The organism is Pedobacter sp. MC2016-15, assembly GCF_026239695.1.
Lineage (GTDB): Bacteria > Bacteroidota > Bacteroidia > Sphingobacteriales > Sphingobacteriaceae > Pedobacter.
Genome location: NZ_JAPIVS010000005.1, coordinates 13,794 through 36,402 on the forward strand (window position 1 = coordinate 13,794; position 22,609 = coordinate 36,402).

The window sequence follows — 22,609 nt, forward strand, 5'->3', positions numbered from 1 at the left end:
ACAATGCAACCAAAAACGTATTCCAAGACGGCGCTGGGCGCTGCTATCCTGGTAGCTTCCTTAGGATATTTTGTAGATATCTACGATTTACTGCTCTTTAGTATTGTCCGTGTACCCAGTCTTAAAGCTATGGGACTTACAGGTACAGCGCTTACTGATACAGGAATATCTCTGCTGAACATACAGATGATTGGTTTGTTGCTGGGAGGTGTTTTCTGGGGTATGCTTGGAGATAAAAAAGGACGACTTTCAGTACTTTTTGGCTCTATATTTATTTACTCAGCGGCAAATTTTGCAAATGGCCTGGTACATTCAGTAACGGCCTATGGTATCTGCAGGTTTATCGCCGGCCTGGGCCTGGCAGGTGAACTCGGTGCTGGTATCACCCTGGTTGCAGAGCTGATGCCAAAGGAAAAAAGAGGATATGCGACCACTACAGTTGCGGCAGTAGGAGTGAGTGGAGCGGTGGCTGCCTATTTTGTAGCTAATCTGTTTGAATGGCGTACTTCATTTTTTGTCGGTGGGGGCCTTGGGCTGATGTTGCTGCTGCTGAGAGTAGGCGTTGCAGAATCAGGCATGTTCAGCCAGTCGAAAGATGCCAGCAACAGAGGTAATTTCTTTGCTTTGTTTAGTAGTAAAAACCAATTCTTTAAATATATACGCTGTATTCTGATCGGTGTTCCATTCTGGATGGTAATAGGGATTTTCATCACCTTATCCCCGGAATTTGGGAAAGTCCTCGGCGTACAGGGTGATGTTAATGCAGGCGCAGCAATTGCCTGGTGTTACGGAGGAATTGTGGTTGGAGATATTATCAGCGGACTGCTGAGCCAATACCTGAAGAGCAGGATCAAAGTGGTGTTTATCTTTTTATCTTTATCTGTGCTTGGAATTGTGGCTTTCCTGCTGATGCGCAACCTGAGGCTGGATCATTTCTACTGGCTGTGTGGTGCAATAGGCCTCGCTACAGGATATTGGGTGATCTTTATGACTATTGCTGCCGAGCAGTTTGGCACCAATATCAGGGCAACAGTAACCACCACAGTACCAAACTTCGTGAGAGGTGCTGTAGTGCCGATATCTTTTCTTTTTCAGCAGTTCAGAACATTTTACAGCGGTTCAATTCTATTGTCGGGATTAACCGTTGCTATTATCTGCTTCGGCATTGCCTTCCTTGCGCTGAGCAGAATGAAAGAAACTTTTCATAAGGATCTGGACTATGTAGAAGAATTTCTTTAAGGAATGTTTCCTTAGATTTTGCCGGCTTGCAGTTAAAGTCTAAATTGCGAATATGGAATATATTCTTGGTATAGATATTGGCACGGGCAGCACTAAGGCTGTTGCAGTAGGTATGGATCACATCGCCTTTGACAGCAGTCAGTATTTCTATCCTACCAATACGGAGAAAGCGCAATACAGCGAGCAGGATCCTGAGTTGATCTGGAAGGCTTTTCAGGACAGCATCAGCGCGCTGGTTGATCAAATCGGCAGTGCTCCGCAGGCGATTGGCCTCAGCACAGCCATGCACAGCCTGATCGCTGTGGATGAGCAATGTAATGCACTTGCACCGATGATGACCTGGGCTGACAGCAGGAGTACGGATATTGCTGAAAAGCTGTTGGCTTCTCCGCTTGGTGCAAAATTGTACCGGGAAACAGGTACACCTGTACATGCGATGTCCCCTTTATGCAAGATCATTTGGATCAGGGAAAATCAGCCGGAATTTTTCAGCAGCATCTATAAGTTTATATCGATAAAAGAATATATCTGGTACCGCTTATTTAAAACTTTTGAGGTGGATCATTCCATTGCATCCTGCAGTGGGCTTATGGTTGTAGAGCGGCTGGAGTGGAGTGAATTGGCCCTCAGTACTGCCGGCATCAACATCGGGCAGCTCTCCGACCTGGTATCTACGAATTACCTGAGAAAGGATTTTAATCCTGCAACATCCATGACTTTCCTCGAACCTGGAACCCTCTTTGTGATGGGGGCCAGTGATGGATGTCTGGCAAACCTGGGCACGGGTGCTATTACTCCCGGTATTGCAGCTTTAACCATCGGAACCAGCGGGGCACTGCGTGTGGCTAGTCATGAGGCACTCTTCAACGAAAAAGCAATGACTTTCAGCTATCGCCTCGATGAAAAAATATTTGTAAACGGTGGCCCCGTAAACAATGGAGGGGTGGCATTGAAATGGCATTTAAAAAATCTCTTTAACAAGGAACAGCTCCGGCCCGAAGATTATGATCAGGCACTGGCTGAAATGGAAAAAGTACCGGCAGGAGCTGAAGGACTTATTTTTCTTCCGTATTTACAGGGGGAACGCGCACCGATCTGGGATTCCAAAAGTTGTGGTAACTTTTTTGGACTACGCCTCAGGCACCAGTCGCGTCACTTTACCAGAGCAGTAGTAGAAGGTATATGTTTCGCTTTGAATGATGTGCTGTTTTCACTCGAAGCTTCAGGACAGCAGATCTCACAACTGAATGTAAGCGGTGGATTTGTATCCTCGGCAGCATGGCTGCAGATTATGGCAGACATTACCGGGAAACGACTGGTGTTAGCCACCACAGAAGATGCTTCTGCCGTCGGTGCAGCTTATCTGGCTGTAAAGGCTGCAGGACTTTCAGAAGCATATCCTTCACCCGTTCAGGATGAAAGCACAGTTGTGGAACCTGATCATGCTGAACATCAGCGATACAAAGAATACTTTGCGCTGTATCAGAAACTATACGAAAATCTGAAAGGCACGATGCAGGAAATGTACGCCCTTCAAAACAGAGAATAGGGGATTAGTTACTTCCAGCTGGCTGATGAACAGTGTTATAGGCTTTAACCAGCGACTGAATAGTTTTGACGTCGAAGGTGTTTAAGTCTTTGATTCGGGCAGTAAGATCCTGGTCGTCAGAGAATTTTTCCAGTAAGGTGTTCTTGATATAACGATAGTTTGCATCCGGATTTCCTTCATCAGGAGTGATTTCCAGCATGTCTCCGCTTCCCGGTTTTTCAATATATATCAATCCCTGGCGCCTTGGCTGTCTTGGCTGATCGTCATCGCGGTTTCCGCCACCGGCAATGCTTACGCCTCCACCAAAGCCAAATCCACCGAAACCACCGGTGCCTATTCCTAATCCAACAGATGGCATAAAACGTACCCTTCTTCTTTTTTTCTCTACTCCGGTACTTCCGCCCATTGAATAAAGGTTAACAGCACCTATCTCCAGCATTTTGAAAAAACGGTATTCCGTTTTCTTATGACTGATGAAAGGCTTGCTCACGAAGGTCTCGCCGTTCCACATAAACTCTTTAATATCTTTTGCATTGAATTGCTGAACTTCACCATTGTCTTTTTTGATCCCTACGGTAATAAAATCAGTTCCCTGTATCGTTCCCCGGATGAAATCTCCATCTGAAATGACTACAGCGTCCTGAGCTGAAGCAGTGAAAGAAAGTATGGAAAGGAGCAGAATGGTGCTCAGATATTTTAATGTCTTCATAATTTCCAAATAACGTAAATAGTTTGCCAAATGTTGTCACGCGCGACTCAGATCTTTGACTATTCTTACCCGAAATTCAATTCCAATGGATTTGTTACGGAATTTTGGGCTGAATCTAAAAATGCCCCGGGTGGCCGGGGCATTTTTAGCAGCAGTAAAGCAGTTATCATTTGACCTTAAGGTTTTGCGGTCTTTTTAGCGGTGGTTGATTTCGTACTTGTTTTCGTAACTGTTTTGTTCGCCTTGTATCGCATGTCCGGCGTACCGTCCTTCTTGGTTACTGTTTTGTTGGCTTTGTAACGCATGTCTTTCGTGCCATCCTTTTTTGTTTGAGCAAAGGTGGCTGTAGTGGTAAAGGCCATTACAGCCAATAGCATCATCATGATTATCTTTTTCATAGCAACAGAATTAAGTTTAAATGAAGCTAGTAAACATTTCTGGGAAAAGCAATAGGTACACCTATTAGTTATAGCTTATATTTTACTACATGTTCTTCTCCTTTAAGTATTTGAATGTCATAAACACCCGCTTTTACCAATTTGATTTGGGCTCCCTGGCAGACAGGCCTGATCTTGCTTTTTACCCGTAAGGTTCCCGTACCTTCGGTGCTGCTGATCCTGATGCTGTTGGTATTGCAATATAAACGTATCGATCCTTTTGGTGTAGGTACCTTGCCATCCATTTTAAGCCTCCCAGAACGGGCTCCACAAGGTATGTCTCATAACCTGGTGACAGAGGTTTAACCCCGAGATAGTATTTTCCAAGGAGGTAGATCGGACTGGCACCCCAGGCATGGCAAAGACTCTTGCCATAAGGCCTGCCGTACATGGACAAATGTTCGCTGCCTTTCCTGGCAGGGTCGTACTCTTCCCAGAAAGAAGTGGCACCCAGTTTAAGCATGCCTCCCCAGTAATCCTTCATTTCTTTGAGGACATAAGGCTGTTCGCCAAGTGCACAGAGTGCTTCCAGTTCATAAAAACGCATATAGGGGGTAGTGATCTTCTGTACTTCAGGATTCATCAGTACATGCTTTTTAACCTGCTGCTTCTGGTCGTCGCTAAAGTAGTTAAAGAAGATCCCGAACATGTTTGCATAACGTGTCACATTTTCTGTGGGACTTCCATTGAGAAAACTGTGGACAAGTGCTTTTTTATCCTCATTCCAGTACTTGCCAAAAATCTTTTGCTTCAGCTCTTCCGCCAGGAGGTGATAGGTTTTGGCATCAGCCTGCTGATTGACAATTTTAGCGCTGATTGCCATGGTCTCCAGGCTGCGGGCCAGCAACAGCTGTTCGAAACTCAGTTCGCCCTGCTTACTCAAGCCATCCGCCCAGTCGACAAATACCCAGTCGCCCGCCATTCCTTCCATCATACCATCCTTGTTCCTTCTCGACAAACAGTAATCCATCAGGCTTTTCATCCTTGGATAAAACTGTTTGATAAAACTTTGATCACCGGTATACTCATAGTAATCGTGGATTCCCATAAACCAGTAAAAAGTATAATCCATAATTGTATTGATGTGACTCGTTACCGGATCTTTTCCTCTCAGTGCAAGCAGCGTACGGGTAACTGAAGGGGAGTCGAAAAGCAGGTAATAGTTCATCAGATAACTTTGATAAGCATCTCCAGACCAGATCCATCGGTCGCGCTTTATCCCATCGATAAAAAACTCACGGGTATTTAAATGAAATGTATATTTTGATACCTCATAGATCCTGTTAATTTCCTCGTCAGAACACTTGAAATTGCCTTTGTCTTCCACAGGAAGATATTCATACAACATTGACACTGAGTCAGCACTCATGCCGGGCCCGAGCTGGAGATTCACATAACGGAACGCTTTTGTCAATGGACTAAGGGTGTCAGCTTTGGTATTCAGGTTGATATTCAGCTTATCCAGTGTTTCACAATGTGCAGTATCAAGCGCTTCCTCCCGGGATTCTCCATAGTAAATGCCTGCAATTCCCTTACCCTTAAGTCCATGTAACTTTACCAGTCCGAAGGTCTCTTTTCCAAAGTCGACCAGCAGCGACTGCCCTTGTCGTACGGTTTTAACTGCTGACTGAGCTTTCAGTGCTAATTTAAATGCTGAGGGTGGAGATGCTGCATCATCAAAATCCCATGCTGCGGCATTGAGCCAGCTGGTGCCCGACTGATCTGAGGCTTTACCCGACTGATCTATCCACTCTTTATCTTCAAAAGTAACCAGCCAGGAGGTATCAGATACAACTTTCTTTCCCCTGACAAATATTGCCGGCACACTATTCTGACAAAATACCTTCAGACTGATCCTGTGTTTACCTGCAGGGATACTGATCCTTTCCGGATAACCAAACAAAGATTTGCCGTCTATCTTCACATTATACTGTCCTTCCACGTGCAGCTCGGCCACTTCAGCTTCAGTAAGATCAAAGTCTTTATGAAAATCGATCAGCACATAGTGGTTGTCCAGTTTCCAGAAAGGAGGCAGGAAGGAGCCCCGTTCTGTTCTTCTGTTTTGCATTTTATTGCCCAGCCAGATTTCAAAATCACCTGGATACCAGATCCAGGTTGCTTTTTGTGCCAGCGCTGGTGCCGTAAGAAGGGTCATCAGCAGCAATAAGAGCAGAACAGCATTTCTGTATGTTGTCATGATAAAAGATTTTAATGTCCGTTAAAAAAGAGGTACAACGCAACCATCACAATAGCCAGGCTGATCCAGGCAATCCAGACCTTGCGGGAAGGTTGTTCTACCTCCGTCAATTCGTTAGCTACATAGATATGCGGCTGCTTGTCCAGCAGAGAAATCAGGATCGCAATGAGCAGCAATCCAAGGAAGATCAGAAAGGAGAGCATGAGATAATGTGGCCAGAAGGTATACTGATCAGGTAGCAAAATCCATAAATAGGTGATCCCTATGGACAGGCTGAGTACCGATCCTGCAGAAAGCGTAAAGTTTACTGCTTTTCTGGTGATGCCCTTCCAGAAAACAGTGAGTAGAAAAACGACCGACAAGGGCGGTGCGATAAATCCAAGTACTGACTGAAAGATGTCAAACAAGTTTAGTCCCTTGATATGGTCTATCGCCAGCACTACCATCACTGCAAGGATGCATCCTGCTACTACAGTAAGCCTGCCCACTCTGATGATCTCCCTGTTACTGGCTGAGGGATTCATCTTCTTGACATACACATCCATCGTGAAAACGGTACTCAGCGAATTTAGTGAGGAGCCGATGGTGCCCACCAGCACGGCAATCAGCACCACAATCACCAACCCATTCATCCCCGGAGGAAAAAGATGGGTAACCATCGTCATGTAGGCCTCATTTGGATCTTTAAGACCGGGGTACAGCACTGAGCATAGGATACCCGTGAGAATGAACAATGGTAAGGACAGGATCTTGAGCCAGGCAATAAAGTTTACTCCCAGCTGTCCTTGTTCCAGGGTCTTTGCGCCCAGAACGGACTGTACCATAGATTGATCTGTGCAGAAAAACGCCACTGCAGCAACTGGATAACCCAGTAGTATCGCATACCAGGGATATTTTGGATCGCTCGCGGGACGGATCAGGTTCCAGAAATCAGATGGCGTCTGCTGGTATAAAGAACTGATCCCGCCAACTTTATACAGGCCCAGTAATGTAAGGCTCAGTGATACTGCAATCAGGAGGATCATCTGGAACACATTTACTCTGGCAATGGCTTTTAAGCCGCCTGCGAAGGTGAAAAGACCGGCAAAAGCCACTAATACCGTTACCGACTGCCACATTGGAATACCCAAAATCTGCCGCACCAGAAACCCTCCGGCAAAAAGGCCCAGCGACAACCAGGAAATCAGTATTTTGATCAGCGCGTACCAGGCCAGGATGTTCTGTGTAGAATCACCGTAACGTTGTCCCATAAATTCAGGCATTGTGCTTACTTTAGCCGCAAGATATTTAGGTGCAAAAACAATCGCCAGCAGAAAGAGGAACAGAAAGGCGTACCAGTCGAAATTGACGGCCACGATGCCCGTGGTATAACCAATACTCGCAAATGCCAGCAGCATGGAGGGGCCCACGTTTGTTCCCCACATGTTGAAGCCTATGCTCTGCCATCCCAGTGATTTGCTTGCCAGAAATAAGGTTTCACCATCCTGTTTTTTATCCACAAAGCTGGCCCTGTATCCGATCAGGATCAGGATGAACAGATAAGCTGCAACGATCACATAGTCCAGTACGGTCAGCCGTTCTACGATGCTACCCATTGCTGAGTGTCTGAAGGCTGATATCTGCTCTCTGAATATCATATTCATCCAGAATTGCGTCAATCTTTACCGGTAAGCCCGTAGTTAATGACCTGTCCATGGCCTGCAGCAAAACTATTGTGCCAATTCCTTCCTTAAGATCAGGATATGCTGTTCTGCCCTCATCAAGGCAATCTGCAAAATATTCGAGGTAGTTCTGGTACTCACCGGCGTGGTGGCTTTTTCCCTCAAAACGGAAGTAATGTTTGAGTTTGTGTTCCCAGGTGATCAGCTGCTCTTCGCCGGTATTGGTAGTGATGGCATATCGCAGGTCCATATAGTCCGCCTGGCTGCAGCCTTCAGTGCCTCTCAGGATGCAGCTCATCTCACTATCGCGCATATTTGGCTGTACCGGACCAGTATAGGCACCACTGACGCGTGCAATACGGCCGTCTTTCGCCTTAAAGATAAAGTGCATCGTATCCTGATTTTTTAGTCCGGCAGCGGCACCATTGGCGCTCAGCATGCCATAACCCATCACTTCCTCAATCTCCGGCAGATACCATCTGATAAAGTCGGTTGGATGACTCAGACCGCCATACAGCCATTTAAATGACTGCTTTAAGGACCAGCCTTTTTCCAGAAACCACCTGTGGTCGGCATGATAATATCCCTCAATCGTGATCAGCTCCCCAATGACCCCCGCTTCAAAATCTTTGCGTTGCCTTTTCACTGGTTCGAAGAAACGTGAACTCTGACCCACAAATACTTTCCTGCCTGATTTTTCACTAAGTGTGATCAGTTCATTGGCTACCGAGAGGTCGTCTATAAAAGGTTTGGTGCAAACCACATGTTTCCCGTGGATCAGGGCTTGTTTCACATGTTCTGCATGCAGATGATCAGGAGTATAGATGGCGATGACGTCAATCTCCGGATCATCCAGCAAACGCTGATAGTTTGTTGTGAAGTTATAAAAACTAAATTCTTTCGCCCTTTGTCTGCACAAATCTTCATTGGCATCACAAATAATCTTTAGCGAAATCTTATCACTTGCGAGAGCAGCAGAGATGGTGCTGCGGCCTTCTCCTAATCCTAATATTCCTAAGTGTAGCATGGATGTTATGGTTGAATACGTATTAATTTATCTGTTTAAATGGAACCCAGACTTCTCCCGTTTTGGTTCCTGATATGCCTTGCTGATATTTTTTCATGAGCTGGTTCCATTCTTCCACCCTGGGGTTATTAGCGGTGGTCCTGGGGTTAAGCTCATCCAGATTTGCCCCTTTGGAGATACTGATCACCAGCATGAGCTGATCCCCGTTCTTAAAAACCTGCAGCTGCTGGAAACCGGCATTGCAAAATCCTTTTGATACCTCGGGCCATTCCTTCAGCTGGTTCTGGTGGTAGCGGAGGTATTCCCTTTGTAATACGGTGTCCTTCACCAGGTCTGCAGTAAAAATATAGTGGTCCCAATCGGCTGTTGAAACCTCATCCGGGCATTGTTTGGACCTGTTAAACTCATAAAAGGGGCTGTTGTAGATTTTGATCTGATCTGCTATGAAAGTCTGCTGCAGTTCATCTCTGAGCAGGAAGGGATCTTCTACAGCTCCGTAAATAACAATATGGTTGTTCCACTGATAAACAGAACTGGCAGGGAGCCCGTATTTCCTTCTGATTGCTGTCAGAGTGTTCATATCCAGCTGCTGACCATTTTTACCAATAATCTCAATCACTTTCATTTTTTCAGAATGATTGATCTTCCATTTACTGTCGGCCGGAGATTTTTCCCGCAGTAAAGGTCTGTATGCAGTTTCCAAGCCCGCTGAAGCGCTGATGCTGTCAGCTACCCGGGGGCCATTGTTCTGCCATATATTTCCTGGTCCGTTGGCATTCTGAAGATATTTGTCACTACGTGTCCAGTTGTCTTTTACCGTAATAAAGGAGGAGCCTTCATCAGTATATAAATAGAACCAATGGTTTGGGTCATGGGCATACGGGGCCTTATATATGCTATCGGCAACATTTCCGGTAATGAAAGAATTGGGCTGTGCCGATAAGGTGTAGATAGCAGAGACATCATACATATGTTTTCCATAACGGACGATTCTGTTCCTGCTGATGCGGTTATCTTTCATCACATTCACAGTTCTTGTCCATCCCCAACCCATAGAGATGCCCATATAGGATAGTTCACTGAGATCATTATGCTCAATCCGGATTCCCCTGACGTATCCCGCACCAATGCCCACAGCCCCCCAGTCCTCATTGGCGATGTCTGTAAGTACATTATTGCTGAACAGATCATTGCTGCAGATTTCTCTCTCATCTTTGGGCTGATAGGGGATATGTACCTCCTGTGCTTCATCAGAAAATACACCTGTTTGAATACCCGTACCAGAGATATCTTTAAAGAGATTTCCCATAATCTGATTATCATGAGTTCCCCTCTGGTAATCGAGGCCTGTAGCGCCAAGATGTTTAAAACTACAGTCGGTAAATCCTGTATGATGAGCATATGCGACTTCCGCAGCAGCTGGGGGGCGACCCACCCAGGCCTGGTTTTCCAGTGTCTTTTTATCCGCTGTGCCCGGGATTTTCAGCTTATATGCATCCATCATATACATACCGGACTGGTGGGGTACATGTCCTGCTTGTGAGGGACGGAGCCAGCTGCTGTGTGCAAATGAAATTCCTTTGAAATAGACATAAGATACAGGTCGGTCTGCTGTACCCTTCATGATCAGCAGGTTTTCCAGGACGGGTATAGTGACACTTGCAGTGCTTAAATTTTCATTTTTCTTTGGCCAGTAATATATTTTCCTGTTTACCTTATCCAGGAACCATTCTCCCGGCTCATTCAGAAACTGTATCGCATTGCTGAGAAAAAAGGCAGAGTTCCCTGTTTGTTTGGAGATCCATGGGGCAGGCCAGGGGTGTTCCGACTGAATACGGCTTTCGGGCTGGTAGAAAGATAACCGGGCACTGTCGCCGCTGAGGGTTACAGATTTAACCCGAAGTATTGCGATGGCCCACCACTGGTGGATCAGCATCTCCAGGCCCTTAACCTTGCTAAGGTCTGTGGCTCCGGCTCTCGGAATCCAGCAGGTCTGATCCTGATGGTTCCAGGAAAGTATCCTGTTCATTTTTCCGGCCCCGGTGTCTTTGGCGCGGAGGGCTTTCTGGTCGTTGATATACAACTGCCTGAAGTCTATAATCTGATCGCCGGCATAAGGTGCCTCTGCAACCCATACTTTTCCTTTTGCCGCGGCCGGTAATCCTGCTATACTCGTGCTGCTGATTTTCCATCCTGAAACTATTCTCCCGCCACTGATCACTGGTCTCTCTCCTGGTGCAGCAGAAATAATTGTCGGGCTTGTTGCGGTGCCGGCATCTTCCGGGCGCAGTACAATGGGTTCCTGAAGCTGATACAATCCCTCCCTCAGGATGATAGAGATGCCTTTTGTCACAGATGAATCGCCTGTTCTCCTCAGTTCACGCGCTTTTCTCAATGCAAAGCTGATATCAGCCAGAGGTTTATCCCGTGTTCCGGGATTGAGATTGCTCCCCTTTGGAGAAACCCAGATTTCAGCCCCAAGTATATCCATCCCGGTCAGGCACAATAATAAAAGTATCAGCACACATTGTTTGGGTATTGGAATCATAGCTGCCTCAATCCTGATGTTTAATTAGCTTCGTTGATTTATAATTTGGTTTCGTTTTGGTAAAAATACAGACGCCCATCAGTTTTTTTTTGTACGTGGTTCTCCATCTATTGTAGGATATCATCCAAACAATTCTTTCGCACAGCCGTTATCTTCACATGCCCGACCAACCTATTTTGCCTGGTAAAACAGAAAGACCCGGAATGACCATCATTAAAAGATTGGTTTACCTGCTGGATGAACAATTTCGTTTGCCGGGAACTAATTTTAGATTTGGCCTTGACCCGCTGATGAATTTGTTCCCGGTAGTTGGAGATATGACCGGCTTCGTGATCTCGGCTGGATTGTTACTGGCGATGGCAAGAAAAGGTGCCAGTAATAAATTGGTTGTGCTGATGAGTATCAATATTTTTATTGATGCAATTATCGGAGGAATACCGCTGATCGGTCAGGTGTTTGACTTCTTCTTTAAAGCCAACAGCAGAAACCTTCGCTTACTAAAAGAGCATTATGTGGAAGGAAAACATAGTGGTAGTGGTAAAAATACAATTATTCTGGCTATTGTTATTTTAGCCGTTCTGCTCGCCCTGATGATTTTCCTGCTCATAAAACTTGGCGACTGGCTGATCAGTTTATTCTAAAAGGTCCTGGTTTGATGCCAATTTGATGTTTGCTACAGAATACGTTAATAGCGTATAATAAAAGATATGATTTTATGAATTTTTCATCAATTAGGTATTTTTATATGTCGTTTTCATAAAAAAATGAGTGTTTTTATTCTTTTACTATGTTTGAACTTCTAAAACGATTGAAAACTTTGCAATTATACTAGGTGATAATATCTTTTAATTATATTAAATATAATTTTTAGCTTTAAATATTGATCATATTACAAAAGTTACATTTTATAGGGCATAAAGTGCCAAAAATGTTGCATTGATTTCTTTTTTTACGGAATATTGTGAAGCATTAAACGATTTAGCGTTTTGCTCATTTTTAACCCTAAAACGAATAAAATTTCTGGCAACTATTGCAGAATCAAGACTTTACCTGAGGATGGATGTCAAAGGTAATAATAGGTAATAACAGTTAATAATGAAGGCCAGTTCATCTGGCCTTTTTTATTTTTAGTTCATGCCCATTTGCTTTCTGTATTCAAGAATGGCATTGGTGATGTTCTGAACAATTTCTCCTCTTCCACTCGGAGAGTTGATGTATTCTTCTTCACCCGGATTACTGATAAACCCGATTTCTGTTAACACTGCCGGCATACCCGCTTTGGCCAAAACTGCAAGACTCTGTTCTTTTACCCCTCGGTCTACCCGTCCCGCTTTAATATATTGTTGCTGGATCAATCCTGCGATTTTAATACTCTGACGACGGTAGGCATTTTTCATCAGGCCAAGAATAATAAAACTTTCAGGATCATTAGGGTTAAATCCTTCATAATTATCCTTATAATCTTTCTCTAAAAGGATGGATGCATTCTCCCTTACCGCAGCATCCTGCTCACCAAGCCTTCCTGAACCTGAGACCAGGGTTTCTACACCAGTGACATTTGTCCGTCCTCTCATATTGAACGGCATGGAATTACAGTGGATGGATATAAATAAGTCTGCATGTGCCCGATTGGCAATGTCTATTCTCTCGTATAATGGAATAAATACATCTTCAGTGCGGGTGAATATTACCTTTGCATTGGGAATCTGTTCCTGGATAGTTTGTCCCAGCTGGAGTGCTACCGCTAAAGCAACATCTTTTTCCTTTGAAAACTCTCCCCTCGTAGATCCGTCCTTACCGCCGTGTCCTGCATCCAAAACAATGGTCATTGGTTTCGCAGTTACAGGAGTAGTTTGTACCGGTTGTAATTGTACAGGATTGGTCTGAGCAAAGGTGTAAACAGAGCTGATCAGTAAAAGGCATGCAAAAATATACCTGACAGATATCTGGTTCTTAATAACGTTTGGCATTCGTATTCGTGTGTTTATTCAAAATTACGAAAGATTACTATCATTTTTAATATACTTTTTGAAGTTTTGTCTGATCCCCACTTATGGGGATAAGTTTGATCGGTATTGGGGATATAGTAAGCCTCAGCTTATCATGATATTTGTATTACTCATTAAATGATCATCACCTCTACGGTTAATCTAAATGTAATCGGGTAGGTGAGCGTCTTTATCGGTTCAATAAATTTAGTAAGTTTTAGTTCAGTCTGATGGCTCCCCGGGAGGGAGCCATTTGCTGTTTCAGTTCCCTGTCAACCAAAAGGGTATCCCCTGAAAGGGGGATGAAGAACCCCCTTTTTTGGAGATGTTACGGCGCTTCCTTTATACCGAACTTTGCCCTATGGCTACTACAGAAAAAAAACAGGAAAAGATCAGGCTGAACGGGGCTGGAAAGACCGATTTTAACGGTATGATGGAAGTTGAATACAGTTATCTCTATGAATGCCTGCGAAAAGGGAAAGACGCCAGTATTTATTTTTCAGATCTTTTTACTGCGCTTCATGCAGTAGGGATCATGGAGAATGACCCCAGGTTAAAGCTCGATCTCTCTGACCTGAATATCGCATCGCAATTACTGGAATATTCGAAATTTAAAGATATTATCAAACATAGCCTGGGTGGCATCATCAAGGATGCGATACAGGGAAACCTGATCATTCCCGATTTCGGTAGTTTCTGTAAGGAGATTACAGAGATTTATGAGGTAACCAATCAGAATAAGGGCGGCAATGTGGCAACTTACATCCCGCAACTGAGCCGTGTAGACCCCAATAAATACGCGATCTCGATTTGTACCGTGAGTGGACAGCAGTTTTCTATCGGCGACAGTAACGAGGATTTTTGTATACAGTCTATCTGCAAACCGGTGAACTATTGTATGGTACTTGAGGAACACGGCGAAGAGATCGTTCATCAGCATATCGGTCGCGAACCGAGTGGAATAGGCTTTAACGGTTTGGTGCTCAATGAAAACAATCTGCCCCATAATCCCATGATCAACGCCGGTGCGATCATGGCCTGTTCGCTGATCAGTCCTGATCTGGAAATGGCCGACCGTTTTGATCATGTACTTAATTTCTGGAATAAGATCACCGGCAATCAAAATGCGCTGGGATTTAATAATTCGGTTTATCTTTCAGAAAAGGAAACGGCCGACCGGAATTTTGCACTCGGCTACTATATGAAGGAAAAAGGAGCTTTTCCACAACATACGAATCTCTTAAATACGCTGGAATTTTATTTTCAGTGCTGTTCCATTCAGACGGATACCAATGCGATGGCCGTCGCGGCAGCTACGCTTGCAAATTCAGGGATATGTCCTCTCACCAATGAACGCGCAATGGAGAATAATACGGTTAAAAACTGTCTTTCTCTGATGAACTCCTGTGGAATGTATGACTTTTCCGGAGAATTTGCCTTCACCATAGGCCTGCCCGCAAAAAGCGGTGTAGCCGGTGGGCTGATGCTGGTGATTCCAAACCTGATGGGCATAGCAATATGGTCGCCAAAGCTGGACAAATCGGGAAACTCTGTGAAAGGCATTGAATTTTCAAAGGAACTCGTGAAACGTTATAATTTCCATAGCTATGACAGTCTGAATCTGAACAATCCTGATAAAAAAGATCCCCGGCTGAAAAGAAACGAAGCAAAAATTGACGATGCAATGAGCTTATGCTGGGCAGCAGCCGAAGGTAATCTGCTGGAAGTGCAGCATCTCTATGCCAGGGGCATCAATATCAATATGGCTGATTATGATGGCAGAACTGCATTGCACCTGGCGGCATCAGGGGGGCATGAGCAGGTGATTGCTTATCTGATTGATAAAGGCGTCGACTTAAATCCGCGCGACCGGTGGGGGAATACTCCACTTGGGGATGCCTATAAAGAGAACCATCAGGGTACCATCCTTTTACTTGAAGCCAACAATGCTCTACGATAACATATCCCCACTTTTGGGGATAAGAATGTTAATTATGGGGATATGTATTGATCATAAATATGATGACATTTGTAGTTCTGATGGTGATTCATAACAAGCATGTGGCTGGAACACTTGACCAGGCTACGCACAGTTTAATTTCATGGTTCTTTATCCTCACGGCCATATTTGTGATCAGTCTTGCTATTATTTTATACCGTTACAGGATCAGGGAACTGCTCAACAGGCAGGAAGTAAGAAATCGCATTGCTGTGGATCTTCATGATAACATCGGCTCTACCCTGAGCAGTATTTCGGTATATAGCCAGGTAGCTAAAATCTATCAGCAACAGCAAAATCATCATCAACTGAATAAGGTGCTGGACACGATAGGCGAAACTGCCAGTGAAATGATCAGCGAGATGGGTGATATCGTCTGGGCGATTAATCCCAATAATGACCATATGAGCAGTATTTACAGCAGAATGGATTCTTATGCCAGGCCGGTGTGTAAAGCAAAGAATATAAACTTCAATCTGCATTGTGACCCTAAGGTGCCATTCCTTAAACTGGAAATGAATATCAGAAAGAATATTTATCTTATTTTTAAAGAAGCAATTAATAATGCGCTAAAATATGCTGACTGCGAAGTGATTACGGTAAAGCTTTACCTTGTGGATGCTGTCCTGATTTTAAGTGTTCATGATGATGGCGCTGGCTTTGAATACCATAGCCGTCTTGAAAATGAGGAGCAGACACTTTCTGGCAATGGTTTGCGTAATATGAAAATGCGTGCAGATGAAATCTTTGCCCAATTAAAGATAATAAGCGCTAAAAATGGGATGGGGACCCAAATTGAAGTGCAATATAGAATCCCCTGAATAATACACTTAATATTAGATAACATGAGTTTACGCATAGCAATTTTTGATGATAATAAAAACATCAGGCAAAGTATCACTTTGCTGATCAGTACAAATCCGGATATGGAAGTGGTTGGCTCTTTTGGGAATGTGCTCAATTGTGTGAACGACTGCCTCAAATGTGAACCTGATATTGTACTTATGGATATTCAGATGCCCGGAATGAGTGGCATTGAAGCAGTACAGCTGCTCAAACAGGAGCTGCCTACTATACAAATTCTCATGCAGACGGTCTTTGAGGATGATGACAGGGTTTTTGATGCGATCTGCGCCGGTGCCTCCGGGTATGTGTTAAAAGACGACCTCAAAAATAAACTCATCGATGCCATTAAGGAACTGCATTTCGGAGGCTCTCCAATGAGCCCGAGTATTGCCCGTAAAGTGATCAACAAGCTGCAGATTCCTGAAAAGATCAGTAAATCAACTGTCAATGAATATAAGCTCACTCCCAGGGAAAAGGAAGTGTTGCTATGTATTGTGAATGGCTTGAGTTATAAAATGGTAGCAGCAGAGTTGTTTATCAGTTATGAAACAGTACGCAGTCATATCAAAAAGATCTACGAAAAACTGCATGTTGCTTCACTTACAGAAGCGGTCGCAAAAGCGATAAAGCAGGGTATTGTTTAAGGTAGGGTGTCGATCCAGCCTGTTTGGTCAGTGTTGTTTTTTACCAGCTGGTAACTATTATAGTTCCCGAGTACTTCCAGTTGCGTGCCTGTCTTCAATGTTAACTTAACGGCAGCATGAAGGCTGTCGGGGTAATCGTACAGTTCCTGCTGAGCGGAGGTAACCTTCAATTTAAGCAAGGGCTTATTGATGCTGGTCAGGGCTTTAGCCTGTATAAACCCGGGCTGACCATCCGGCAATTCTATTTTATACCAGCTGCTGTTTGCAGAATTCACTTTTACTATTGTCCCGGATTTCAGAGAGGTGATGGTCCGGGCATTCTGGTCTGTTGAAGCGTAAAGGGTGGCGGCAGCTCTGGTGCGCATAGTGGAATTGAGGTTACTGACTGCTGAACTAATTACAGGTGGGTTTTTAATTACGGTGTTAACAAATGGCAGAGGATCTACCGCGCCACCTGAAGTGTATATGCCGAAATGCAGATGAGAGGATGTAGATTTTGCATTTCCTGTATTGCCTACCAGTCCGAGCGTATCGCCCTGAACAACCTGTTGTCCTTCCTTTGCTGTTTGCAAATCCAGATGAGCATAATATAAGGTATAGTCTTTGTCCTTAGGGCGCAGCCACACTACCTTACCTCCCAAATTGTTTTCATTAACTCTTGTGACTGTTCCCCCGGCAGCAGCAACCGCAGGTGTGCGAAATGCTGCAAAAATATCGATGCCTTCATGTTTTCTGGAGTTTTCATCGCGGCCATCGCCGAAAATACTTTTGATATCCCTGCTGTTTGATGATTTTACCGGAAATCCCAGCGATGGTCCGGTATTGATGTTCAGGGTATATTGTCCACCGCGCAGCAATTCGGGCTGCAGACGGATAAAAACAGATCCACTGGTTTTTGCTTCAAATTGCAGCGATTGATCAATCGTGTCTGCTGCAGCTACCAGTTTCATTTGTCCGTTTTGTGCCTGTTCCCATATATCTATATAGATCATGAATGGCTGAACGCCTTTCCGGGAAAGCTTTATGCTGATTTTTTGTCCTTGTACTATATTAAAACGGTATGCGGTCGCAGAAACTGACTCAGCGGGGAAATACCCTGTTTCCTGGTAAGGAATATTGATGTTCAGTGCTTTCTGAAATACAGATAGGGAAGAAACAATCCAGGCTGAGCCCATGCTGGTTTTGTCCAGACCGGCAGCAACCAACTTTCGCTGATATTGCTCATGTGGTGACGCTGGTTTGAAAAGATTGACCTGTCCTGATTTACAGGAAAAAAGCAATCCCAATATCATCAGGTATAGTCCGGCAAATTTGATGTTGTTGGGTTTCTGCAATTGTTTTGTATTCATGGGATGATAGTCCTTAACTAAACAAAAGCATGCTCATGAAGTTTTAGAATTTTCACTGCCGACTTACCGATATTACAGGTTTATTCAAAATTTTATATTTAGTTAGTTATTTGTTGAAATCTGTCAATAAAACGGCTGATATTTTTGATTAATTACAGATATATTCGCTTTTCATGTGTTAAAATTGTCTGTTTTGTAATTTGTTAGCCAATATTCGTCTTAAAATGTATCTTATTTTTAATATTAATTGATATTTATTGTTTAAAATGTAATTAAACATTCAAAAAGTAATAAAAAATTCAATATATTTAGGTTCTGACAGTGATATTGTTATTAACGGTGTCATAATTCCATTTATTGTTCAGGTTTAAGATTAATTTTTGATAATTATATGGCTAAGGTTGATGATAAAGCATTGGTTTCTCTCTTGCATAATGGATTTAGTGAAGGATTTAATAGTCTTTACTGGAAATATCACCAGCTCATCTATATGAATGTCTATAAATTTGTGAAAAATAAGGAAGAGTCTCAGGATATTCTTCAGGATGTCTTCGCTACCTTGTGGGAGAGCCGGCAAATTATCAAACAAGAGCAGTCTGTGAGCGGCTGGTTGTTTGTGATCAGCTTTAATAAATCGGTTAACCATCTGAAAAGGAAGATACGTCATTCTGCTGCTCAGGAGAAAGTGTTGTCATTTTACCATACTTATGATGAAGAAAGAGATGACTCTCATGAGGAGCACTACAGGATTCTCCATACCGCCATCAGGGACATGTCGCCCCAGAAACAAAAAGTATTTAAGTTATGCAAACTGGAAGGGAAGAGCTATGAAGAGGCTGCCCAACAACTGAATATATCCAGGCATACCGTAAAGGAATACCTTTCACTGGCTATGGTCACTGTTAAGGATGCATTCAGAAAAAATAATCAACAACGAAACCTAACCTCAACCAAAAACTAACATGAAAAGAAACACGCGGAAAGAATGAAGACAAGAACCTTCCAATCCTGAGAATTCAAGACCGGAAGGAGAAATGTAAAGCATCGGATTTGTAAGCTATCGGGCGTCGGAACCTGAATGATAGCAGTACAAAAAATTACTAAACACTTAAGCGACAAAATTATGAAAAAATCTCTACTTTATAAGAGAGTGAAAAATTATGCGTTAAGGTGCTCAAAAGTTGGTACGTTAACATCTCTAACCATTTGTTTAATCGCTACTAATGCCTCAGCAACTGAGGGAGCTACCGGCAATTCCTTAACAAAAAAAACAGCGCTGAAAGCCCTTAATCTGAAGGCCGCAATCAGGATTTCTGGAGTAGTTACAGATGAAAAGGGCGAATCTCTGCCTGGTGTATCTGTAAAAGTGAAGGGTGGTGGCGCAGCTACTGTCACCGACAGCAATGGTAAATTTACGATCACGGTACCAAATGAGAACACTATACTCGTATTTGGATACATCGGTTACACTTCAAAGGAGGTGGCTGTAGGAGCTAAGACCTCTTTGAAAATCAGCTTACAACCCGATGCTAAAACGTTAAATGACGTGGTAGTAGTGGGTTATGGCACGCAAACAAAAGCAGAGTTTACGGGCTCAGCCTCAAAAGTTTCTGGTGAAACACTTAAAGATCTTCCGGTACAGAGTTTTGACCAGGGGCTTGCGGGTAAGGCAACAGGTGTGAGTATAGGACAGCCAAATGGTGTATTAAACAACGCACCGGTAATCAGGATCAGGGGTATCAATTCCATATCCCTTAGTTCTTACCCCCTGATCGTAGTTGACGGTATTCCCATCAATACCGGGAACAGCTCAGGCAATGCACAAGTAGCCAACAATCCTCTCGGGGATATTAACCCTGCAGATATCGAGTCGGTAAACGTCCTCAAAGATGCAGCATCTACGGCTATCTATGGTTCCAGAGCAGCTGCCGGAGTAATCCTGATCACTACCAAATCAGGTAAAAGCGGAAAACCTAAAGTGAATTATGAAGGATGGACAGGTATCGTTAATGCTGTGCGCCTGCCGGAATTGCTGAATACGGAACAATTTCTGCTGATCAAAAACGAAGCGACGCTTAATTCCAAGATCCTTTCCAATAATCAGAATAATGCTGCTGTACCTTCGGCATCTTTCTTCCCATCTTACAGTGAAGATGGTTCATTGGTGGATACCAAATGGTTTGATGAGGTCTATCAAACAGGAGTTTCACAAAATCATAGTCTCAACATTTCCGGAGGTTCAGAAACAACCAAATATTATTTCTCTACCAACTACAGTAAACAGGAGGGGATCATCAGAACCAATGAATTTACCCGTAAGTCGGCACGTTTCAACATTGATCATAAACTGACCAGCTATATCAAGCTGACGGCGAACATCAACTACAACAACAGTCTAAATGCTTCTCCTCAAACAGGTTCCCTGGAAGGAAATGCCTTTGGTTTAACTGCCATCGGCCGTTTAGCCACTCTATCTGCACCTAATGTACCCGTGAAAAATCCAGATGGTACGTATAATCTGAGTACCACCAATACTTTAGGCATGGGTGCGAATACAGTATCCAGCAACTTCTACAATCCTGCTGCCCTGCTGGAGTACAATACTTACACCTCAGAAAACGACAGGATCATTGGTAACTTCGCCGTTGATGTCAACCTGGCCAAAGGGTTAACCTACAGGCTGAGCTATGGGGTCGACCGCTTTAAAATTGAAAACAAATCTTTTGAAAGCGCCGTTCACGGACCAGGTTTTGCCAATGGTGGCCAGGCAACCAACAACAGTGTATTAATTGATAACTGGAACCTTACGCATACCTTAAACTATGCGACAAAAATAGGCGATAAAAATAACATCAGCCTACTGGGTGGGTACGATGTGCAGAAGTTCAAAAACTCCATGTGGGGAGCACAACGTACAGGTTTGTCTGATTCATTCTACGATACTTTTGAAGGTTCCTTCCAGAACATCGTACCGGGCACTACCAACAACTCGAGAAGTGAAAAGGCTTTCGCTTCAATTTTTGGCAGGGTAAGTTATGACTTCGACAAAAAATACTTCGCTACCATCAACTACAGACGTGATGGTAACTCAGCTCTGGGTACCGGCAAAAAATATGGTAATTTCGGTGGAGTTTCCGGAGGATGGGCATTATCTGCTGAAGATTTCTACAAAAACTCTCATCTGGCAGAGATCATGAACAGTGTTAAACTACGTGCCAGCTGGGGCAGGGTAGGTAACGGAAACTTAGCCAATAACTTTGGTTCCCTTTCTCTTTATACGTCAAGCTTATACGGAACAGTACCAACCTTCGCGTTTAACCAGGGAGGGAACCCAGATCTGGGCTGGGAAACAAGTAAACAAACCAACGTAGGTGCAGACATCGGATTGTTCAAAGACCGTGTAACAATTGATGTTACTTACTATAACAATAACGTAGACGGACTGATCCTGAACGTACCACAGTCGCCCTCAAAAGGTATTCCCGGAAACGCGATCCTGCAAAACGTAGGAGCTATGTACAACCGCGGCTTTGAGTTTGGCGTCTCTGCACTGGTATATCAGAAAGGCAACTTCTCCTGGAACACCAACTTCAATTACACACGCAACAAGAACAAAGTTATCGATCTGTTTGGTGCGGGATCTGAAATCGTGGGTACCACAGCAACGTCTTCAGAAACTACCAACATTACGCGTGTAGGATATTCTGTGGGCAGCTTGTTTGGCGCAGTGACAAACGGTGTTAATCCTGCAAACGGACAGCGCATCTTTGTGAATGCCGCAGGACAACAGGTGCAGTACAGTCAATCGATTCCTGCAGGAGGAAGCCGCTGGACCTATCTGGATGGTACTGCAGCGCCTGCAATCAGCGTGAAAGATTACCAGATCCTCGGTAATGCACTGCCAACTTTCTACGGAGGTTTCAACAATACGTTCAAGTATAAAAGCTTTGATATGGGTGTAAACTTCACGTACTCGGGAGGGAACTACATTCAGAATGGTACTAAAGCCACCTGGCGCGACCAGCGCTTCTGGAACAATAGCACAGAGGTGCTGAGCAGATGGACTACTCCTGGTCAGGTGACAGATATCCCAAGGGTTGTCCTGGGAGATCTTTTGTCGAACGGTTCTTCGTTCCCGATCTCTGCCAATGTGGAAAAGGCCGATTTCATCCGTTTGCAAACTGCTTCCTTAGGATACAGGTTTAACCCGGCAATATTTGGAAAATCAGGAATTTCTTCACTCAGAATTTATACGCAGGTGTTCAATGCTTTCCTCATTACCAAGTACTCTGGTCAGGATCCGGACATCTCTGTAAACGGTAATACAAATACTACCCCGGGTGTGGATAAGAACTCTGTGCCACAGGGCAGGACATTTACTTTCGGTATTAATGTTGGTTTTTAAGCAAAAGAAAA

The 22,609-nt window shown here is 43.9% G+C and carries 16 protein-coding genes; 8 read left to right on the forward strand and 8 right to left on the reverse strand.

Features of this window, described 5'->3' with window-relative positions:
• Window positions 1-3 precede the first annotated feature (3 nt).
• Both OQY15_RS15250 and OQY15_RS15255 read left to right on the forward strand, forming a co-directional pair.
• Complete coding sequence (locus tag OQY15_RS15250) at window positions 4-1,239, forward strand: MFS transporter (protein WP_265792677.1); 1,236 nt, start codon at window positions 4-6, stop codon at window positions 1,237-1,239.
• A 52-nt stretch (window positions 1,240-1,291) separates the two neighbouring features.
• Window positions 1,292-2,788 carry a gluconokinase gene (locus OQY15_RS15255; RefSeq protein WP_265792678.1) on the forward strand — a complete coding sequence of 499 codons (1,497 nt, stop codon included), beginning with the start codon at window positions 1,292-1,294 and terminating at the stop codon, window positions 2,786-2,788.
• A 4-nt stretch (window positions 2,789-2,792) separates the two neighbouring features.
• On the opposite strand, the gene OQY15_RS15260 is transcribed toward OQY15_RS15255, so the two are convergent.
• The 6 genes from OQY15_RS15260 to OQY15_RS15285 form a co-directional block, all read right to left on the reverse strand.
• Complete coding sequence (locus tag OQY15_RS15260) at window positions 2,793-3,497, reverse strand: hypothetical protein (RefSeq protein WP_265792679.1); 705 nt, start codon at window positions 3,495-3,497, stop codon at window positions 2,793-2,795.
• Window positions 3,498-3,673: 176 nt separating this feature from the next.
• Window positions 3,674-3,895 carry a hypothetical protein gene (locus OQY15_RS15265; RefSeq protein WP_265792680.1) on the reverse strand — a complete coding sequence of 74 codons (222 nt, stop codon included), beginning with the start codon at window positions 3,893-3,895 and terminating at the stop codon, window positions 3,674-3,676.
• A gap of 181 nt (window positions 3,896-4,076) precedes the next feature.
• Complete coding sequence (locus OQY15_RS15270) at window positions 4,077-6,131, reverse strand: alpha-rhamnosidase (protein WP_265792681.1); 2,055 nt, start codon at window positions 6,129-6,131, stop codon at window positions 4,077-4,079.
• 11 nt (window positions 6,132-6,142) lie between these two features.
• Window positions 6,143-7,768 carry a sodium/solute symporter gene (locus tag OQY15_RS15275; protein WP_265792682.1) on the reverse strand — a complete coding sequence of 542 codons (1,626 nt, stop codon included), beginning with the start codon at window positions 7,766-7,768 and terminating at the stop codon, window positions 6,143-6,145.
• Window positions 7,719-8,819, reverse strand: coding sequence for a Gfo/Idh/MocA family oxidoreductase (locus tag OQY15_RS15280; protein ID WP_265792683.1), 1,101 nt, complete (start codon window positions 8,817-8,819; stop codon window positions 7,719-7,721). The genes OQY15_RS15275 and OQY15_RS15280 overlap by 50 nt, the downstream gene beginning before the upstream one ends.
• A gap of 22 nt (window positions 8,820-8,841) precedes the next feature.
• Window positions 8,842-11,367 (reverse strand): L-rhamnose mutarotase, encoded by a 2,526-nt coding sequence (locus OQY15_RS15285; RefSeq protein WP_265792684.1) that lies wholly within the window; start codon window positions 11,365-11,367, stop codon window positions 8,842-8,844.
• Window positions 11,368-11,570: 203 nt separating this feature from the next.
• Here OQY15_RS15285 and OQY15_RS15290 point away from each other — a divergent pair, with 203 nt between their 5' ends.
• Window positions 11,571-12,008 (forward strand): DUF4112 domain-containing protein, encoded by a 438-nt coding sequence (locus OQY15_RS15290; RefSeq protein WP_265792685.1) that lies wholly within the window; start codon window positions 11,571-11,573, stop codon window positions 12,006-12,008.
• A gap of 486 nt (window positions 12,009-12,494) precedes the next feature.
• Here the strand turns inward: OQY15_RS15290 and OQY15_RS15295 are convergent, their stop codons facing one another.
• Window positions 12,495-13,337 (reverse strand): N-acetylmuramoyl-L-alanine amidase, encoded by an 843-nt coding sequence (locus OQY15_RS15295; protein WP_265792686.1) that lies wholly within the window; start codon window positions 13,335-13,337, stop codon window positions 12,495-12,497.
• A gap of 379 nt (window positions 13,338-13,716) precedes the next feature.
• Between OQY15_RS15295 and glsA the strand changes: the two genes are divergently transcribed.
• The 3 genes from glsA to OQY15_RS15310 are packed head-to-tail and all read left to right on the forward strand — an operon-like array spanning window position 13,717 to window position 16,844.
• Window positions 13,717-15,315, forward strand: a complete 1,599-nt coding sequence (gene glsA, locus OQY15_RS15300) for a glutaminase A (RefSeq protein WP_265792687.1) — start codon at window positions 13,717-13,719, stop codon at window positions 15,313-15,315.
• Window positions 15,316-15,374: 59 nt separating this feature from the next.
• Window positions 15,375-16,175, forward strand: coding sequence for a histidine kinase (locus tag OQY15_RS15305; protein ID WP_265792689.1), 801 nt, complete (start codon window positions 15,375-15,377; stop codon window positions 16,173-16,175).
• A 24-nt stretch (window positions 16,176-16,199) separates the two neighbouring features.
• Complete coding sequence (locus OQY15_RS15310) at window positions 16,200-16,844, forward strand: response regulator transcription factor (protein ID WP_265792690.1); 645 nt, start codon at window positions 16,200-16,202, stop codon at window positions 16,842-16,844.
• On the opposite strand, the gene OQY15_RS15315 is transcribed toward OQY15_RS15310, so the two are convergent.
• Window positions 16,841-18,193, reverse strand: coding sequence for a M23 family metallopeptidase (locus tag OQY15_RS15315; protein ID WP_265792691.1), 1,353 nt, complete (start codon window positions 18,191-18,193; stop codon window positions 16,841-16,843). The genes OQY15_RS15310 and OQY15_RS15315 overlap by 4 nt on opposite strands.
• A 391-nt stretch (window positions 18,194-18,584) precedes the next feature.
• Here OQY15_RS15315 and OQY15_RS15320 point away from each other — a divergent pair, with 391 nt between their 5' ends.
• Both OQY15_RS15320 and OQY15_RS15325 read left to right on the forward strand, forming a co-directional pair.
• Window positions 18,585-19,154: a sigma-70 family RNA polymerase sigma factor gene (locus OQY15_RS15320; RefSeq protein WP_265792692.1), complete on the forward strand. Its 570-nt coding sequence runs from the start codon at window positions 18,585-18,587 to the stop codon at window positions 19,152-19,154.
• 162 nt (window positions 19,155-19,316) lie between these two features.
• The gene (locus OQY15_RS15325; protein WP_265792693.1) at window positions 19,317-22,598 is read left to right on the forward strand and encodes a TonB-dependent receptor; all 3,282 of its coding nucleotides are present in this window, start codon (window positions 19,317-19,319) and stop codon (window positions 22,596-22,598) included.
• The last annotated feature ends 11 nt before the right edge of the window (window positions 22,599-22,609 follow it).

Coding starts and splice junctions, on each gene's coding strand:
- OQY15_RS15250 (WP_265792677.1), top strand. CDS start 4: ATGCAACCAAAAACGTATTCCAAGACGGCGCTGGGCGCTGCTATCCTG.
- OQY15_RS15255 (WP_265792678.1), top strand. CDS start 1,292: ATGGAATATATTCTTGGTATAGATATTGGCACGGGCAGCACTAAGGCT.
- OQY15_RS15260 (WP_265792679.1), bottom strand. CDS start 3,497: ATGAAGACATTAAAATATCTGAGCACCATTCTGCTCCTTTCCATACTT.
- OQY15_RS15265 (WP_265792680.1), bottom strand. CDS start 3,895: ATGAAAAAGATAATCATGATGATGCTATTGGCTGTAATGGCCTTTACC.
- OQY15_RS15270 (WP_265792681.1), bottom strand. CDS start 6,131: ATGACAACATACAGAAATGCTGTTCTGCTCTTATTGCTGCTGATGACC.
- OQY15_RS15275 (WP_265792682.1), bottom strand. CDS start 7,768: ATGATATTCAGAGAGCAGATATCAGCCTTCAGACACTCAGCAATGGGT.
- OQY15_RS15280 (WP_265792683.1), bottom strand. CDS start 8,819: ATGCTACACTTAGGAATATTAGGATTAGGAGAAGGCCGCAGCACCATC.
- OQY15_RS15285 (WP_265792684.1), bottom strand. CDS start 11,367: ATGATTCCAATACCCAAACAATGTGTGCTGATACTTTTATTATTGTGC.
- OQY15_RS15290 (WP_265792685.1), top strand. CDS start 11,571: ATGACCATCATTAAAAGATTGGTTTACCTGCTGGATGAACAATTTCGT.
- OQY15_RS15295 (WP_265792686.1), bottom strand. CDS start 13,337: ATGCCAAACGTTATTAAGAACCAGATATCTGTCAGGTATATTTTTGCA.
- glsA (WP_265792687.1), top strand. CDS start 13,717: ATGGCTACTACAGAAAAAAAACAGGAAAAGATCAGGCTGAACGGGGCT.
- OQY15_RS15305 (WP_265792689.1), top strand. CDS start 15,375: ATGATGACATTTGTAGTTCTGATGGTGATTCATAACAAGCATGTGGCT.
- OQY15_RS15310 (WP_265792690.1), top strand. CDS start 16,200: ATGAGTTTACGCATAGCAATTTTTGATGATAATAAAAACATCAGGCAA.
- OQY15_RS15315 (WP_265792691.1), bottom strand. CDS start 18,193: ATGAATACAAAACAATTGCAGAAACCCAACAACATCAAATTTGCCGGA.
- OQY15_RS15320 (WP_265792692.1), top strand. CDS start 18,585: ATGGCTAAGGTTGATGATAAAGCATTGGTTTCTCTCTTGCATAATGGA.
- OQY15_RS15325 (WP_265792693.1), top strand. CDS start 19,317: ATGAAAAAATCTCTACTTTATAAGAGAGTGAAAAATTATGCGTTAAGG.